The sequence below is a fragment of the Pseudomonas granadensis genome, assembly GCF_900105485.1.
Classification (GTDB): Bacteria; Pseudomonadota; Gammaproteobacteria; order Pseudomonadales; family Pseudomonadaceae; genus Aquipseudomonas; species Aquipseudomonas granadensis.
Genome location: NZ_LT629778.1, coordinates 5,818,143 through 5,833,718, shown reverse-complemented (window position 1 = coordinate 5,833,718; position 15,576 = coordinate 5,818,143). Strand labels below are relative to the sequence as shown.

The following is a 15,576-nucleotide window of genomic DNA, read 5'->3' as shown; positions in this document are numbered from 1 at the left end:
CGGTCGGCTCCCTCTCCCTCTGGGAGAGGGCTGGGGTTAGGGGCTGTTGATCTTCAGTCACGACCCTTGATGGTTTGACTGCGCTGCCCATTCGCGCCCACCGGCACTTCACCCTTGAGCGTCACCCGACGCACCACCCGATCCTGCGTGCCGTAATCATCAATCGCATAATGCTGCGTCGAGCGGTTGTCCCAGATCGCCACATCACCGGCCTTCCAGCGCCAGCGCACGGTGTTTTCCTGACGGATCACATGGCTCTGCAACAGCCCGAACAGGTGCGCAGAGTCCGCCTGCGAGTAACCCTTGATGCGTTTGACGAAATGCCCCAGCAGCAGGCTCTTTTCACCGCTGATCGGATGCACACGAACGACCGGGTGCTCCGTCTCGTACACCGTCGAGGTGAAGACCTTGCGGTAGCGTTCAAGCTTCTCTGCCGATACGTCCGGCTTGGCGCTGGCGTAGTCGTATTCGTTGCTGTGCACGGCGATCAGTTTGTCAGCCAGCTCACGCAGTTCGGTCGGCAGGCCGTTGTAGGCCGTGGCGGTGTTGGCCCACAACGTGTCGCCACCGAACGCCGGGGCCACCACCGAGCGCAGGATCGAGGCTTTCGGGTAGGCGTCAACGAAGGTCACGTCAGTGTGCCAGGAATTGGCGCGCTGACCTTCGGCACCGTCCAGCTCGAGCAGATAACGGGTGCCCTCGCGCGACGGCACGGTCGGGTGCGCCACCGGTTCGCCGAGCAAATGCGCAAAGGCTTCCTGACGCTGGTCGTCAAGCTGGGTCTGTTCGCGGAAGAACACCACCTTGTACTCGACCAGCGCCTGCTGGATGGCTTCGACCGTGGCGGCGTCCAGCTCACCGGACAGGTGCACTCCACGGATCTCGGCGCCGATACGACCGGCCACCGGGTGAATGTCCAGCGCGTGGACAGCGGGTTTTACAGCGAGTGCGGCATTGCTCATGGGTAGACCCTCATCGACTGTTTACGGTTGGCGGCAGCGAAACAACGCTCTATCCATATGCTATTTACATCTAACAGATATCGACATGCTTCGTTGACGGAATAAGAGCTTGCATTTAAAACCTCAGGCAACCCTCGTCGCAAATGCCTTCGAGCTATTTTTAGGATGCCGGAAAAGCATATGGATCTTCGCCAGTTGCGCTATTTCATCGCCCTCAACGAACACCGCAGTTTTGTCCGTGCGGCGGACGCGATGGGCATCACTCAACCGGCGTTCAGCCGCAGCATTCAGGGGCTGGAGCAGGAGTTCGGTTGTGTGCTGGTGGACCGCGGCAACAAGGATCTGCGCCCCACCCCCGAAGGCCAGGTGGTGCTGCAGCACGCCCTGAGCCTCCTGCAGGGCGCGGCCCTGCTCAGTGCCGAAGTGACGCAGATGACCAAGCTCGATGCCGGTGAAGTGCACTTCGGTTGCGGCCCGGCGCCGGCGGTGAAACTGGTGCCGGATGCGGTGGCGCAATTCATCAATGCACACCCGAAAGTGCGAACCTGCTTTCAGGTGGATAACTGGGAAAAACTCAGCCGCGCGTTGAGCCGCGAGGAGATCGAATTCTTCATCGCCGACATTCGTCATTTCGAATCCGACCCGAATTTCCAGACCCAGGCGCTGACGCCCAAACGCGGGGTGTTTTTCTGCCGTCCGGGACATCCATTGCTGGCCAAGGAAAGCCTGTCAACCAACGACATGTTCGACTATCCGCTGGCGACCACGCTGATCCCGCCGGGGATCCGCAAACTGTTGGCCAACCTCAGCGGCCGCACCGATTTTTCCCCGACCATCGAGACCGAGCATTTCCCGGCGCTGGTCAAAGTGGTGCTGCAATCAAATGCGATCGGCGTGGGCACCGAGGAGGCGTTTGTCGAGGACATCGCCAAGGGTTCGCTGGTGCTGCTGCACTGGCGGAATTTGCCGCAGAACCTGGAGAGCATGAACGCGCGCTGCGGCATCGTCAGCCGCACCGGGTTTCGCCTGTCGCCGGCGGCCAGGGCGATGATCGAGACGCTGGTGGCGGTGGATCGACAGGAACATCGCGTCGCTGTTTAGGGCGCTATCGCGAGCAGGCTCACTCTTACAGGGAAACGCATTCCAAATGTAGGAGTGAGTCTGCTCGCGATGGCGTCGCACCAAACGCTAGAGGATCAGAGCTTGGCCGCAGCCAGTTCAGGCGCCACCCAATCGCTGACCTTGAACGGCTTGCGTATCAGCTTCTGCTGCGCCGCCAGGTCTACCGAATCCTGCAATTTGCCGAGGAACACCGGGTCGAGCGTCGACTGGAACACTTCACGCAAATCCTGATCCTGCAAATCCTGGGTGAGGATCACCGGCGGGTAACTGGCCAGCCCCGACACCAGTTGCACGTAAGCGCCCTTGTTGCCTTCTTCGCTCAGCCACGCAAATGCTTGCTGCTGCGCCTTGAGCAGTTTCGCCACCACCTCGGGGTGCGCGTCGACAAACTTTGCCGTGCCCAGCAGCACCGCCTGCACACTCCCGGCCCCGCCCAGATCCTTGGTATTGAGCGGCAACTCCGCCAGGCCTTTGGCTTGTAGCGCTGATAGTGCGGAGCTGCCCCATGAAGCATCGATCTGCCTGGCCGCCAGCGCGGCGACCGCCGCGTTGAAGTCCAGGTTGATGACCTTCAAATCCTTTTCGCTCAAGCCCTGACTGGCCAGCGCCGCGTCGAAGGAAAGCTGTGTCGCGGTGCCACGGAAGATCGCTACGCGTTTGCCCTTGAGGTCCTGCAGGGTCTTGATCCCCGATCCCGGCACCACGCCCAGATACTGCTTGACCCCACGTGCGGTGGCGCTGAGCAGGCGGGTGTCCAGCCCGTTGGACTTGCCGATGATTGCCGCCAGATCGCCCAGATACGCCAGATCGACCTGACCGTTGGCGAACGCTTCATTGATCACTGGCCCTGCGCCTTTGAAAAAGCTCCATTGAATCTTGATGCCTTGTTCAGCAAAGGCTTTTTCGAAGATCTGCTGATCGCGCAGCACATCGACCACGCCGCCGCCACTGTGCTGAGTGCCGGCGCTCAAGTCAGGCACGGCGATGCGGATTTCCTTCAGCTCCTCCGCGTGGGCGCTGAACGCCAGCAGGCCAGCCAGCGCGGGTACGGCAAACCGATTGAAAACTCGTTTGAAGGGAAGGTTCATGGGTACAGCTCCTTGATCGCGACTGGGCGGTGAGGAGCCGAAAGTAGGCCGAAGCGGTACCTGCGCTTAAATACTATAAATTCACATTTTTATAGCTTTACGACCTAAGCAAGCGCGGCCGGGGCTTGTAGCGGCGTATGCATGAGCAGCATCGAAAATATTCTTCGAATGCATTGGCTGCGCCTGTGCTGGAGGCCTTAAATGGTCTCGCTTATCTCCCGATAGCATTGATTCGCTATTTTTTAGATCAATTTTGCATACGGTCCGTCTGCATCCGACAACGGAGGTCAACCATGGCCCGACACCCCCTGCTCAGCCTGCCGCTGCCGGCACCACCGCTCAAGCGCCAACCGATCTGGCCACGCTTCAACCAGCGAGTTTTGCCATGGCTGCTGCCGCTCGGTCTGTTCGCGCTGTGGTGGCTGGCTGCACGCTACGCATGGATGAGCGAGCAGATTTTGCCGGCGCCTTCGCTGGTCTGGAACAGCGCCGTCGAACTGGCGCAAGGCGAGCTCTGGAGCCATCTGTGGATCAGCCTGCAGCGCTTGTTCTGGGGCCTGCTCGCAGGAATTTCAGCAGGCGCCGTACTGGGCGCTGCGCTGGGTTTCAGCCAACGGCTGGAGCGGCTGATCCTGCCAACATTCGCCGGACTGGCGCAGGTGCCGACACTGGCCTGGATTCCCTTGTTCATGGTGTTTTTCGGCATTGGCGAAGTGCTGAAACTGGTGGTGCTGATCAAAGCGATCGTGGTGCCGGTGACACTGCACACGCTGGTCGGGGTGCGCGATGCGCAACCGAAGCTGCGTGAAGCGGCAGCGGTACTGCGCCTGCCGCCACACCTGTTGATCCGCCGCCTGGTCCTGCCCGCCGCCCTGCCCGCGTTCATGGCGGGCGTACGTCTGGCACTGGCGGCCGGGTGGACCTCGCTGCTGGCCGTCGAACTGCTGGCGTCCAGTGAAGGCATCGGCTACCTGATGGTCTGGGCGCGGCAGTTGTTCATGCTCGACATCGTGTTCGTGTGCATCGTGGTCATCGGTTTGATTGGCGTAGCCATGGACCGCGGCATCGGTCTGCTCGATCGCAAACTGGTGCATTGGCCGCATCCAGCGACTGCCGAAATTCGTCGCGGCCCGCGTTACGAAGGCTGGCAACGGCTGCAACCGTGGCTGCTGCCACTGAGCTTGCTGGCACTGTGGCAATGGGCGACCGAGCAGCAGTGGGTCGATGCCAACATTCTGGTCAGCCCGCTGACGGTTCTGCGCACCGCGTGGGCAGGTCTGCTTGACGGCACGCTGAGCAGCGGCCTGGCCCTGAGCCTCGGGCGCACAGTCGGGGGATTGCTGCTCGGCGGCGGGCTCGGTTTCGCCCTCGGCTTGCTGCTGGGTCTGTCGCGCACCAGCGAACGCTTGCTCGGCCCGACGCTGGCGGCGATCCGCCAAATCGCGATTTTCGCCTGGGTGCCGCTGTTCACCGCGTGGTTCGGCCTCGGTGAGTTGGCCAAGTGGGTGTTCGTTGCCCTCGCCGCGTTCTTTCCGTTATTCATCGCCACGCAACGGAGCGTCGCCAACCTCTCGCCGCAACTCAACGAAGCCGCGCAGGTGCTGCGCCTGAGCCTCGGCCAACGCCTGCGCCGCCTGGTGTTGCCCGGTGCTGCGCCGGGCATTTTCGCCGGCCTCAGGCTGAGCCTGATCTACGCCTGGCTCGGCACCATCGGCGCCGAATATTTCATGCCGTCCAACGGCGGCATCGGTAGCCAGATGATCGGCGCACAGCAACTGCTGCGCATGGACCTGATCATGGCCGGCATGCTCCTGGTCGGCCTCACCGGCGCCCTGCTTAACCTGATCGGCCAACGCCTGGAAACTCGCGCGACCCGCTGGAGACACGCATGAACGCACCGATTGTCAGCTTCAACCACGTAGGCAAATCCTTCGACGTCGACGGCTTCGAACTGGAGGCGATTCACGAATTCAATCTGGACATCGCCGAGGGCGAATTCGTCGCCATTGTCGGTTCCAGCGGCTGTGGCAAATCGACCTTGCTGCGCTTGCTGGTAGGACTCGATACGCAGTTTCGCGGGCAGATCAGCGTAGATGGCCAGGCCGTCAAGGGCGTCGGCAGCGAACGCGGCATTGTCTTTCAGGAGCACCGTTTGTTTCCCTGGCTGAGCGTCGCCGACAACATCGGTCTGGGCCTGGTCAATGAGCCGCTGAGCGCCGCGCAAAAGCAACAACGGATCTACGATTTCATCGATCTGGTCGGCCTGCGCGACTTCACCCGCGCCTATCCGCACCAGCTCTCCGGCGGTATGGCCCAGCGCGTGGCGATTGCGCGCGGACTGGTTGCCAGCCCACGAATTCTGCTGCTCGACGAACCCTTCGGCGCCCTCGACGCACTGACCCGCCAGCAGATGCAGGACGAGCTGCTGGCGATCCGCGAACGCGCAAAGATCACCACGATTCTGGTCACCCATGACGTCGAGGAAGCGATCTTCCTCGCTAACCGCGTGGTGGTGATGGAGCCGCGTCCGGGACGGATCAAGCAAGTGGTCGACATTGCCCTGGCGCACCCGCGCCAGCGCAGCAGTTTCGACTTCCATCAATTGCGTGAACAACTGCTGCACGAGCTGACCAGTGATGACCATTACCAACCGAGCGTGCCGGTGCAGATACGCGATCTGCCGCTGACGTTCATTGCCTGCTGAACAGGAGTTTTGCAATGCCGCAACGTCCCAACTTTCTGGTGATTCTGGCCGACGATCTAGGCTTCTCCGACATCGGTGCGTTCGGCGGCGAAATCGCCACGCCGAACCTCGATGCGCTGGCGAACAACGGCCTGCGCCTGACCGACTTTCACACCGCACCGACCTGCTCGCCGACCCGCTCGATGCTGCTCACCGGCACCGATCACCACATCGCCGGCATCGGCACCATGGCCGAAGCGCTGACGCCCGAACTGATCGGCAAACCGGGTTACGAAGGCTATCTCAACGACCGCGTGGTGGCGCTGCCGGAGCTGCTGCGCGAGGCTGGTTATCAAACGTTGATGAGCGGCAAGTGGCACCTCGGTCTGACGGCCGAACTGGCGCCGCATGCACGTGGTTTCGAGCGCTCGTTTTCACTCTTGCCGGGCGCGGCCAACCACTACGGCTTCGAGCCGACCTACGATGAGCAAACACCGGGTTTGTTGAAATCCACCCCGGCGCTGTACATCGAAGACGATCAGTTCATTGACGAGTTGCCCAAGGATTTCTATTCCTCCGATGCCTTCGGCGACAAGCTGCTGCAGTACCTCAAGGAACGCGACCAGACCCGACCGTTCTTCGCTTATTTGCCCTTCTCAGCACCGCACTGGCCGCTGCAGGCGCCTGCCGAAATCGTCGAGAAATACCGCGGCCGCTACGACGCCGGCCCCGAGGTGCTGCGCCTCGAACGCCTGGAAAAACTCAAGGCCCTCGGCCTGATCGAAGCGGACGTCGAGCCGCATCCGCTGATCCAGCTCAGCGCGCAGTGGGACGCGTTGAGCGAGGAGCAGAAGCAGATTTCCGCACGGGCCATGGAGGTCTACGCGGCGATGGTCGAGCGCATGGACTGGAACATCGGCCGCGTCGTCGATTACCTGCGCCAGCAGGGTCAACTCGACAATACGTTCATTCTGTTCATGTCCGACAACGGTGCCGAAGGCGCGCTGCTCGAAGCGTTCCCCAAGTTCGGCCCGGAACTGATGACCTACCTGAACCAGCATTACGACAACAGCCTCGACAACATTGGCCGCGCCAATTCCTACGTCTGGTACGGGCCGAACTGGGCGCAGGTGGCGACCGCGCCGTCGCGGCTGTTCAAGGCCTTCACCACCGAGGGCGGCATTCGCGTGCCGGCGCTGTTGCACTATCCGCAACTGGCGCTCAAAGGACAGATCAGCCACGGCTTCGGCACGGTGATGGACATCACTCCGACGATTCTCGATCTGGCAGGCGTGAGGCATCCGGGCAAACACTGGAAAGGCAAAGCGGTAGCGCCGTTGCGTGGTAAATCGTGGCTGGGCTTCTTGTCCGGCGAGACCGCGCAGGTGCACGACGAGCACACGGTGACGGGTTGGGAATTATTCGGGCGTCGGGCGATTCGGCAAGGGTCGTGGAAAGCGGTCTGGATTCCTGGGCCGGTGGGGCCATCGACGTGGCAGCTCTATGATTTGCACAGCGATCCGGGGGAGATTCATGATCTGGCGCTGAGCCAGCCGGGCAAACTCGCTGACTTGATCGGGCATTGGCAGCGGTATGTGGAGGAGACGGGGGTGATCCTGAGCGCTTCGCCGTTTCAGCCGGATTGATGTGACCTGCACTATCGCCATCGCGAGCAGGCTCTCTCCCACATTTGAAATGCGTTTCCCTGTGGGAGCGAGCCTGCTCGCGATGAAACCTTGGCAGTCGATCGTTAAGCTTGAGCCGTACGCACCTCTTTCTGCGCAACGGCATCCCGGCGCTCAAACCGGTTCGCCCGCCCAAACGTACCGAAATCATTGAACCGCACCCCCATCTCGCGCATCACTTTGTGCGCCACCGGCACGGTCATCTGGCGGATGTAAAAAGGTTCCTTGATCACAAAATGATGAATCCCGTGGCTGCTGCCGAAGTTGAAGCAGAACGCCTGTAACGGCCACAGCCACCACGGGTTCAGCACCTGACATTGCTGCAGCACATTGCCCGGCTCGACGTCGCCGTAGTAATGCATGTTCGAACTGACGAAGTGCAGGCAAAACGTGCGCAGCACATTCGGGCCGATGATCACCACCACGGCAATATCAATCACCTGCATCACCGCCAGTGTATTGGCTGACCAGTCGATCGGCGCGCCCAGCAGAGAGGCAACGCCGTTCGCTGCGTGGAAACCCAAAAACACATACCACGCGCCCCAGTGCAGCAGCGCCAGCGGCGCGTAGACCTTGAACACGCGCTTGAGAATGCCGAGCTTGTGCGCCCAGGTTTTGGCCCGCAGCAAGCGGATGAAGGCTGACATCATGTTGTCGCCGACCATCAACAGCCGCGCAAAGCCCCATGGCTCGCCGTTGGTGATGGCGCGCTCTTCCATGTCGGCTTCGGTGCCGGAGACCTTGTGATGATTAAGGTGCAACTGGCGCCGAATCCACGGATTGATCGTGCTCGGCCGCGCCAGCCACACCAGGCCCATCATCAGGTTGTGCGGCACGCGCTGTTTGCGAAAGTACATGCTGTGGATCAGGTCGTGTTCCAGCTCATGGGTCAGCGAGGCAAAAAACGCATTGAGCAACAGGCACGCCCACCACGCCATGTGACCACTGATATAAAGCGCTGCCGAGCCGATCATGCCGACCAAAGCAAACGCCAGAATCCCTGCGCCCAACGCGTCCTGATGCCGAAGAATCGGGTAGCGCTCGCGCAGCTCCACACCTTTGGCCAGCACCACCTCGCGAATATGCGCTGATCGCTGCGCCGCATTGAGCCGCTGGGGGCTTGCAGAAGTACCGTCCATGCTTCCATCCTCGGGTCTAAGATGTGTCAATCGTGCCTTGCCGGGGCGCCAATCGCGCTAGCCAAGAACGCCAACCTGTTGACCGGACGCGCCAATCAGCATGAAGGAACCGACCTCCCTCGCCAGTTGGACCCGCGCCCTGCGCAAGCAACTCGATGCGCTGGGGCTGGACAGCATCGCCCTGTGCCGACAGGCCGGGCTCGACCCGAGCATGATGGACGATCCCAATGCGCGTTATCCGTTGTCCGGCACCACTCGCCTGTGGGCGCTTGCCGTTGAGGTCAGCGGTGACCCGGCGCTGGGCTTGCGCGTGTCGCGCTTCGTCAGCCCGACCACCTTCCACGCCCTCGGCTATGCGCTGGTCGCCAGCGGCAGCTTGCGCGAAGTGTTCGAACGCATCGTGCGCTATCACCCGGTGGTCAGCGATGCGCTGGAACTGCAGTTGAGCCGCAGCGCCGACCGCTATCAATTTCGCCTCAAGATTCCGTCAGGCAACCCGCCGCCGGCCTTCGAAGCCATCGACGCGTTCACGGCGATCTACGTGCGCACCTGCCGCAATCGGCTCGGCCGCGATTACGCACCGCTGGCGCTTTATCTGCGCCGCCCTGAACCGACCGATGCGCAGCAATGGCACAAAGTCTTCCGCGCGCCGGTGCATTTCGGCTGCGCGGAGGATCGCCTGGAATTCGCCCTCGCCGACTTCGACAGCCACCTCGACGACGCCAACCCGGAACTGGCCGAACACAACGAAGCGGTGCTAAAGCGCACCCTGGCCCAGTTGCAACCGTTGACCTGGGAGCGCAAGGTGCGCGACGCCATCGAAGAGCAATTGCCCGAAGGCGAACCCAGCGCCGAGCGCATCGCCCAGGCTTTGCACCTGAGCTTGCGCAGCCTGCAAAGGCATCTGGCCGATGAGGGCTGCCGCTTCGACACCCTGCTCAACGAAAGCCGCGAAAATCTCGCGCTGCTGCACCTGCGCGACCCGCAATGTTCGTTGAGCGAAGTGAGTTATCTGCTCGGCTTCGCCGACACCAGCAGCTTCAGCCGCGCCTTCAAGCGCTGGACCGGGATGACGCCGGGGCAGTTTCGTGATGGCTTGCGTTGAGTTACAACCAGCACAAGCTATGAGGCAGTGGAAGGACTCAAGTGTGGAAATTTTCCGTCTCGAGCATATCGAGACCCTATGTTTTCCATCTGGGCCGCCTGCATTATTTACGATGCATTTTTTTATTTTCAGTCGACATGCATTCTATTGAATGCATTTTCTTGCGAAAAAATGACCATCATACTTTTTCAAATGATCAACGCCGCACCAAAAACCCCAACTCAAACACAGTACCCGCCGCATCACTCCTCACCCCCACCTGCCCACCATGCAATTGCATGACCGACTGCACGATCGCCAACCCCAACCCACCCGAATCCCCAGGTTCCGCCCGTGAGGGATCGACGCGGTAGAAGCGGTCGAACAGTTTGCCCAGATGCTCGGACGCGATAACGGGGCCGTGATTATGCACTTGCAGCCAGCATCGGCCCGGCTCGTCGCGGCGCCGCAGGCTGATAACGGTGCCGGGGTCGGCCTGGCGCACGGCGTTGGCCAGTAGATTGCCGAGCGCCCGTTGCAGCAACTGTTGATCGGCGAGCAGTTCGCCGTGCAGTTGGTTGTCCAGGCGCAGGTCGCGATCGTCTGCCAGGGCTTCGAAGTAATCACACAGTTCATCGCCGACGCTGTGCAGATCCAGCGTTTGCAAATTGAGCGCGCGCTCGGCCTGTTCGGCGCGGGCGAGGAACATCAGGTTCTCGGCCATGCGTTTGAGCCGTTCGAACTCTTCCATGTTCGAGGCCAGTACTTCCTGATATTCCGCCGAGCTGCGCGGGTGATTCAACGCCTGGCCGTTGCTCGCCAGCAAGGTGTGCAGCGGCGTGCGGATTTCATGGGCGAGGTCAGCGGAGAACTGCGACAGGCGCTGCACGCTGTCGTCCAGCCGCGCGAGCATGCCGTTGAGTGCTTGTACCGGCTCGCGCAGTTCTGTCGGTGTGCCCTCGGCGGGCAGGCGTTGATCAAGGCTGCGCAGATCGATGCCGCGCACCGCTGCGCTCAACTGGCGCAACGGTCGCAGGCCGCGGCGCAACAGCAACAGGCCAAGAGCAAAAGCGAGCAACGCGCCGAGGCCGACGGAGAGATACAGGCGCAGGCGATAACTGCTCAGCATTTGTCCACGCTCGCTCAGCACCTTGCCGGCGATTACAGTCAGTGGTTCACCGTTCGGGCCCTGCGCCTGACCGGACAACAGCGCCACTTCGGCACCATCGGCTGCCTGCCATGTCAGCACGTCGCGACGTTGCGGCATCTGATCGCGGGCAATCGCCTCCAAGCGTGGCAACACGCGCTGACGCGGGTTGATCGCGATCACGCTGGAGCCGTCCGCGCGGCGCACCAGCAGCAGGCTGTCGAGATTGCCGAGCATGTTCTGATACAGCCGCGGCCGCGCTTGCAGGGCATCAAGGCTGTCACTGTCGGCGAGCAAGGCGCGCACCTGTTCCAGGCGACCCAGCAGGGCCATGTCGTCACGGAAGGCCAGTTCCGAGGCCAGCGAGCGGTAAAGAAAAACGCCAATCGCGCTCAGCACCAACGCACAGACAATGGCGAAGGCCAAGGCCAGACGCCAGGCGATCGACTTACTCCACATCGTCCGGCGCTTCCAGTTGATAACCGACGCCGCGCACGGTGTGAATCAGTTTAGGCATATACGGATCATCGACCTTCGAGCGCAGACGGCGCACCGCCACTTCGACCATGTTGGTGTCGCTGTCGAAATTCAGGTTCCACACCTGCGAGGCGATCAGCGTGCGCGACAACACTTCGCCCTGGCGGCTGGCGAGCAATTGCAGCAGGGCGAACTCCTTGTTGGTCAGGGCAATGCGCTGACCGCCACGACTGACCCGGCGGCGCAGCACATCGATTTCCAGATCGGCGATCTGGTAAGACTCAGCCTCGCGCATCGGCCCCCGGCGCAGCAAGGTACGCACCCGCGCGAGCAGTTCGGCGAAGGCGAAGGGTTTGAGCAGGTAATCGTCGGCACCCAGTTCGAGACCGCGCACGCGATCTTCAATGGCGTCCTTGGCCGTGAGAAACAACACAGGAGTGGCGCCGCGCTGGCGGATCAGTTGCAGCAATTGCCAGCCGTTGAGACCGGGCAGCATCACGTCGAGGATGATCAGGTCGTATTCCTGCTGCTCGATAAAATAGCGGCCATCGAGGCCATTGAGCGCCACGTCCACGGCAAAACCCGACTCGCCCAGGCCCTTGGCGAGGAAATTCGCAGTCTTGGCCTCGTCTTCTACAACCAGCAAACGCATGGCACACCTCGTTCATTAAGGCACACAGGCTAGGCGTCTTCGGCGGCGTTGCCCATTACAAACTTGTAATCCAACTGACGAGGTTCTGACGAGGACCGGCCGTTAAGGTGACGACCTTCGCTTCTGGAGCTCGTCCATGACCGTCAAATACCTCGTTGCAAGCCTGATGATCGGCCTGAGTGGCGCCGCTGTCGCCAGCCCGGAATTGCCACGCCACGCCGACCTCGATCTGAAAACCGCCCGCTGGCTCGCCGACAAGGCGATGAGCACCTGCCCTGGCACAGTCTCGGTGCTCGACCGTGGCGGCAACCTGCTGGTGACCCTGCGCGGCGATGGTATCGGCCCGCACAACACCGCCGCCAGCCAGCGCAAGGCTTACACCGCGCTGTCGACCAAGACGCCGACGCGACTGTTCGCCGAACGCGCCCGCAGCAACCCGGAAACCGCCAACCTCAACACCCTCGACGAATTGCTGTTACTGGGCGGCGGCATTCCGCTGTTCGCCGGCAGCGAATTGGTCGGCGCCATGGGCGTGGCTGGTTCCGGCGGTGGCGAGCAGGACGAGAACTGCGCCGTCACGGCCGCCGACAAGGCCGGCCTGACCATCACCCCTTCCCACTAAGGAGAACTACCATGACCACCCTGCGCATGACCCTCGCCGCCCTTGGCCTGAGCGCTGTTTCGAGCCTGGCGCTGGCCGCCGGCAACCCGTTGAGCGTGCACGTGCTCAACCTGGAAAACGGCCTGCCCTCGCCGGGCATCAACGTCTCGCTGGAAAAGCATGTCGGCGCGGACTGGCAACCGCTGGCGCAAGGCACCACCAACGAACAGGGACGAATCGCCGAATTGTTCCCGGCCAAACAGCCCTTTGAACCAGGTGAATACCGCGTGGTGTTCAAGACCGGCGAGTACTACGAGAAGATCAAGCACGACACATTCTTCCCGGAAATTCCGGTGATCTTCGAAGTGAAGCAGACCGACCAGCATTACCACATCCCGCTGCTGCTCAGCCCGTATGGTTTCTCGACCTATCGCGGTTCGTAATCCCAACGCTGATCCCCCCCGTGTAGGAGTGAGCCTGCTCGCGATAGCAATCTGTCAGTTGATTCATGTGTGACTGACATACCGCTATCGCGAGCAGGCTCACTCCTACAGGGGTCGGTGGGAATCTTAGAGTGTGGTCAGCGCCCGCAACCGCGCGGCATCGAGGATTTCGATCTCGCCGTATGCCAGGCCAATAATCCCCTGCCCCTGCAGCTCCTTGAGGATCTGGTTGGTGGTCTGCCGCGACAGCGACAGCATCGCCGCCAATTGCTCCTGCGGCAGTTGCAGTACGCGACGTGGTGCGTCGAGTTCGCCGTAACCCTCGGCAATCATCAGCAAACGATGGGCCAGCCGCGCCGGGGCCGGCAGCAGGCTGAGCTGTTCCAGACTGATGAAGGCCAGGCGTAACTTGTGGCTCATCAGCAGCGCCAGATGCCGCCAATACACGGGTTGCTCGTCGAGCAATTTCAACAATGCCGCCTGCGGAATATTCAGCAAAGTGCAGGCCCCGACGGCGTAGGCATCGTGGGTGCGTGGCTGGCCATCGAACAGGCAGATTTCGCCAAACCAGTGCGGCGCCTCGACCAGACTCAACAACGCCTCCTTGCCCTGCTCGCTCACCGCGCCAATGCGCACGGCGCCACCGAGCACCGCGTACAAGCCGCACGGCGCATCACCGCGCTGAAACAGGCGCTGTCCCGCCGTCAGCCGCCGCTCGCGGCCCGCCGCCAGCAGACTATCCTGAAAGGATGCCGGCAGATGACTGAACCAGTGCCCGGTCAGCAGCCGTGAACGTATGTGCATAAACCCTCCTGGATTGTCGCCTGCCCGACAGAGCGAACCCGGCTGCCGAGGGATGATGCAATCAATCCCACTGGAGGAACAACAATGAAAAGCCTCGTCGACCATCTCAGCCAATACGCCGCCTACCACCGCGACCCGCGCAACATCGCCAGCCACTTTATCGGCATTCCGTTGATTGTCGTCGCGGTAGCGGTGTTGTTGTCGCGCCCGCAATGGTCGCTGGGCGGCGTGTGGCTATCTCCCGCCGTTCTGCTGGCGCTGGCCTCGGCGTGGTTTTACTTGCGACTGGAATTGAAGCTCGGCGTACTGATGACGGTGCTGATGGGGCTGTCGGTCTGGGCCGGACATGCGCTGGCGCAGCAGAGCACCATGGTCTGGCTGAGCAGCGGTCTGGCAATGTTCGTGATCGGTTGGGTGATCCAGTTTGTCGGGCATCACTATGAAGGGCGCAAACCGGCGTTTGTCGACGACATCAGCGGGCTGATTGTCGGGCCGCTGTTTGTGGTCGCCGAGCTGGCGTTTTTGCTCGGGCTGCGGCATGAACTGAAAGCGCAGATCGAGGCGCGGGCGGGAGGGGTGCGGGTCAATCCGAATCGTGCGGCTGTTTAGGCCGCAATCGCCAGCAGGCTGGCTCCCACAGGGGACTTTTGGTGATCACAAATCCAGTGTGGGAGCCAGCCTGCTGGCGATGCTGTTGCTTTAGAGATTGGCGACCTTCTGCCAGACCTTCGGTTTGAAGAACAGCGTTTCGCCCTTTGCCAGGCCGATCAGGCTGTCGTGATCCTTGACCACTTCGGCCTCGATCAGATCGCTCTGCCCCTCAACCTTCAACGTCACCCGTGTGGTCGCGCCTAACGGCCGAATGTCGCGAACTTCAGCGGCATGGTGATCATCCAGCTCATGTCGGGACAACGACACTTCGTGCGGGCGGAACAGCACATGGTTGTCGTCGCTGAGCAGCAAGCGATTAGAATCGCCGAGGAAGTGATATACGAAATCGCTGGCCGGGTTTTCGTAGACGTCGCCCGGTGAACCGATCTGTTCGATTACGCCCTTGTTCATCACCACGATACGGTCGGCAACTTCCATCGCTTCTTCCTGGTCGTGGGTCACGAACACCGAGGTCAGGTTGATGTCCTCGTGCAGACGCGCCAGCCAACGGCGCAGCTCTTTGCGCACCTTGGCATCGAGGGCGCCGAACGGCTCGTCGAGCAACAGCACTTTCGGCTCCACCGCCAAGGCACGGGCGAGTGCGATGCGCTGGCGCTGACCACCGGACAACTGCTCAGGGTAACGATCCGATAGCCAGTCCAGCTGCACCATGTTCAGCAGTTCATGAACCTTGGTCGCAATCTGGCTTTCGCTCGGGCGCTGGCTTTTCGGTTTCATGCGCAGGCCGAACGCGACGTTGTCGAATACCGTCATGTGCCGGAACAACGCATAGTGCTGAAACACGAAACCGACGTTGCGATCACGCACATCGTGGCCGGAGACGTCTTCACCGTGGAAAACGATGTTGCCCTGATCCGGGGTTTCCAGACCGGCAATAATCCGCAGCAGAGTAGTTTTGCCACAGCCCGACGGACCCAGCAGCGCGACCAGCTCACCGCTCTGGATGTCCAGGCTGATGTTGTCCAGCGCTTTGAACGCGTTGAAATTCTTGCTGACGTTACGCACTTCGATCGACAT

Annotated in this window: 15 protein-coding genes; 8 read left to right on the top strand and 7 right to left on the bottom strand. The window is 61.6% G+C overall.

What is annotated here, in order from left to right; translation table 11 throughout:
• Nucleotides 1–53: 53 nt before the first annotated feature.
• Nucleotides 54–962: a TauD/TfdA dioxygenase family protein gene (locus BLU52_RS26055; protein ID WP_090288198.1), complete on the bottom strand. Its 909-nt coding sequence runs from the start codon at nucleotides 960–962 to the stop codon at nucleotides 54–56.
• A 180-nt stretch (nucleotides 963–1,142) separates the two neighbouring features.
• On the opposite strand from BLU52_RS26055, the gene BLU52_RS26050 reads away from it, so the two are divergent.
• On the top strand, nucleotides 1,143–2,063 hold the full coding sequence (locus BLU52_RS26050) for a LysR family transcriptional regulator (RefSeq protein WP_090288196.1): 921 nt from the start codon (nucleotides 1,143–1,145) through the stop codon (nucleotides 2,061–2,063).
• A 95-nt stretch (nucleotides 2,064–2,158) separates the two neighbouring features.
• On the opposite strand, the gene BLU52_RS26045 is transcribed toward BLU52_RS26050, so the two are convergent.
• On the bottom strand, nucleotides 2,159–3,172 hold the full coding sequence (locus tag BLU52_RS26045; RefSeq protein WP_090288194.1) for an ABC transporter substrate-binding protein: 1,014 nt from the start codon (nucleotides 3,170–3,172) through the stop codon (nucleotides 2,159–2,161).
• 293 nt (nucleotides 3,173–3,465) lie between these two features.
• Here BLU52_RS26045 and BLU52_RS26040 point away from each other — a divergent pair, with 293 nt between their 5' ends.
• From BLU52_RS26040 to BLU52_RS26030, 3 genes are read left to right on the top strand one after another with little or no spacing between them, the layout of a single operon-like run.
• A complete protein-coding gene (locus BLU52_RS26040; protein ID WP_090288192.1) occupies nucleotides 3,466–5,064 on the top strand; it encodes an ABC transporter permease in 1,599 nt (532 codons plus the stop codon).
• Nucleotides 5,061–5,876 carry an ABC transporter ATP-binding protein gene (locus tag BLU52_RS26035; RefSeq protein ID WP_090288190.1) on the top strand — a complete coding sequence of 272 codons (816 nt, stop codon included), beginning with the start codon at nucleotides 5,061–5,063 and terminating at the stop codon, nucleotides 5,874–5,876. The genes BLU52_RS26040 and BLU52_RS26035 overlap by 4 nt, the downstream gene beginning before the upstream one ends.
• A gap of 14 nt (nucleotides 5,877–5,890) precedes the next feature.
• The gene (locus BLU52_RS26030) at nucleotides 5,891–7,501 is read left to right on the top strand and encodes an arylsulfatase (RefSeq protein WP_090288188.1); all 1,611 of its coding nucleotides are present in this window, start codon (nucleotides 5,891–5,893) and stop codon (nucleotides 7,499–7,501) included.
• 104 nt (nucleotides 7,502–7,605) lie between these two features.
• Here BLU52_RS26030 and BLU52_RS26025 read toward each other — a convergent pair whose 3' ends face one another.
• Complete coding sequence (locus tag BLU52_RS26025) at nucleotides 7,606–8,679, bottom strand: fatty acid desaturase (RefSeq protein ID WP_090288184.1); 1,074 nt, start codon at nucleotides 8,677–8,679, stop codon at nucleotides 7,606–7,608.
• A gap of 100 nt (nucleotides 8,680–8,779) precedes the next feature.
• Here BLU52_RS26025 and BLU52_RS26020 point away from each other — a divergent pair, with 100 nt between their 5' ends.
• The gene (locus BLU52_RS26020) at nucleotides 8,780–9,784 is read left to right on the top strand and encodes an AraC family transcriptional regulator (RefSeq protein WP_090288182.1); all 1,005 of its coding nucleotides are present in this window, start codon (nucleotides 8,780–8,782) and stop codon (nucleotides 9,782–9,784) included.
• Nucleotides 9,785–9,980: 196 nt separating this feature from the next.
• Here BLU52_RS26020 and BLU52_RS26015 read toward each other — a convergent pair whose 3' ends face one another.
• Nucleotides 9,981–11,369 carry a heavy metal sensor histidine kinase gene (locus BLU52_RS26015; RefSeq protein ID WP_090288180.1) on the bottom strand — a complete coding sequence of 463 codons (1,389 nt, stop codon included), beginning with the start codon at nucleotides 11,367–11,369 and terminating at the stop codon, nucleotides 9,981–9,983.
• Complete coding sequence (locus BLU52_RS26010) at nucleotides 11,359–12,039, bottom strand: heavy metal response regulator transcription factor (RefSeq protein ID WP_090288178.1); 681 nt, start codon at nucleotides 12,037–12,039, stop codon at nucleotides 11,359–11,361. Before BLU52_RS26010 ends, BLU52_RS26015 begins: the two co-directional genes overlap by 11 nt.
• A gap of 136 nt (nucleotides 12,040–12,175) precedes the next feature.
• On the opposite strand from BLU52_RS26010, the gene BLU52_RS26005 reads away from it, so the two are divergent.
• The gene (locus BLU52_RS26005; RefSeq protein WP_090288176.1) at nucleotides 12,176–12,661 is read left to right on the top strand and encodes a GlcG/HbpS family heme-binding protein; all 486 of its coding nucleotides are present in this window, start codon (nucleotides 12,176–12,178) and stop codon (nucleotides 12,659–12,661) included.
• Nucleotides 12,662–12,672: 11 nt separating this feature from the next.
• Nucleotides 12,673–13,083, top strand: a complete 411-nt coding sequence (gene uraH / locus BLU52_RS26000) for a hydroxyisourate hydrolase (RefSeq protein WP_090288174.1) — start codon at nucleotides 12,673–12,675, stop codon at nucleotides 13,081–13,083.
• Between the two features lie 126 nt (nucleotides 13,084–13,209).
• Here uraH and BLU52_RS25995 read toward each other — a convergent pair whose 3' ends face one another.
• Nucleotides 13,210–13,887, bottom strand: coding sequence for a Crp/Fnr family transcriptional regulator (locus BLU52_RS25995; protein WP_090288172.1), 678 nt, complete (start codon nucleotides 13,885–13,887; stop codon nucleotides 13,210–13,212).
• An 84-nt stretch (nucleotides 13,888–13,971) separates the two neighbouring features.
• Here BLU52_RS25995 and BLU52_RS25990 point away from each other — a divergent pair, with 84 nt between their 5' ends.
• The gene (locus tag BLU52_RS25990) at nucleotides 13,972–14,496 is read left to right on the top strand and encodes an Mpo1 family 2-hydroxy fatty acid dioxygenase (RefSeq protein WP_090288170.1); all 525 of its coding nucleotides are present in this window, start codon (nucleotides 13,972–13,974) and stop codon (nucleotides 14,494–14,496) included.
• A gap of 90 nt (nucleotides 14,497–14,586) precedes the next feature.
• Here the strand turns inward: BLU52_RS25990 and BLU52_RS25985 are convergent, their stop codons facing one another.
• Nucleotides 14,587–15,576 carry a sulfate/molybdate ABC transporter ATP-binding protein gene (locus tag BLU52_RS25985; RefSeq protein WP_090288168.1) on the bottom strand — a complete coding sequence of 330 codons (990 nt, stop codon included), beginning with the start codon at nucleotides 15,574–15,576 and terminating at the stop codon, nucleotides 14,587–14,589.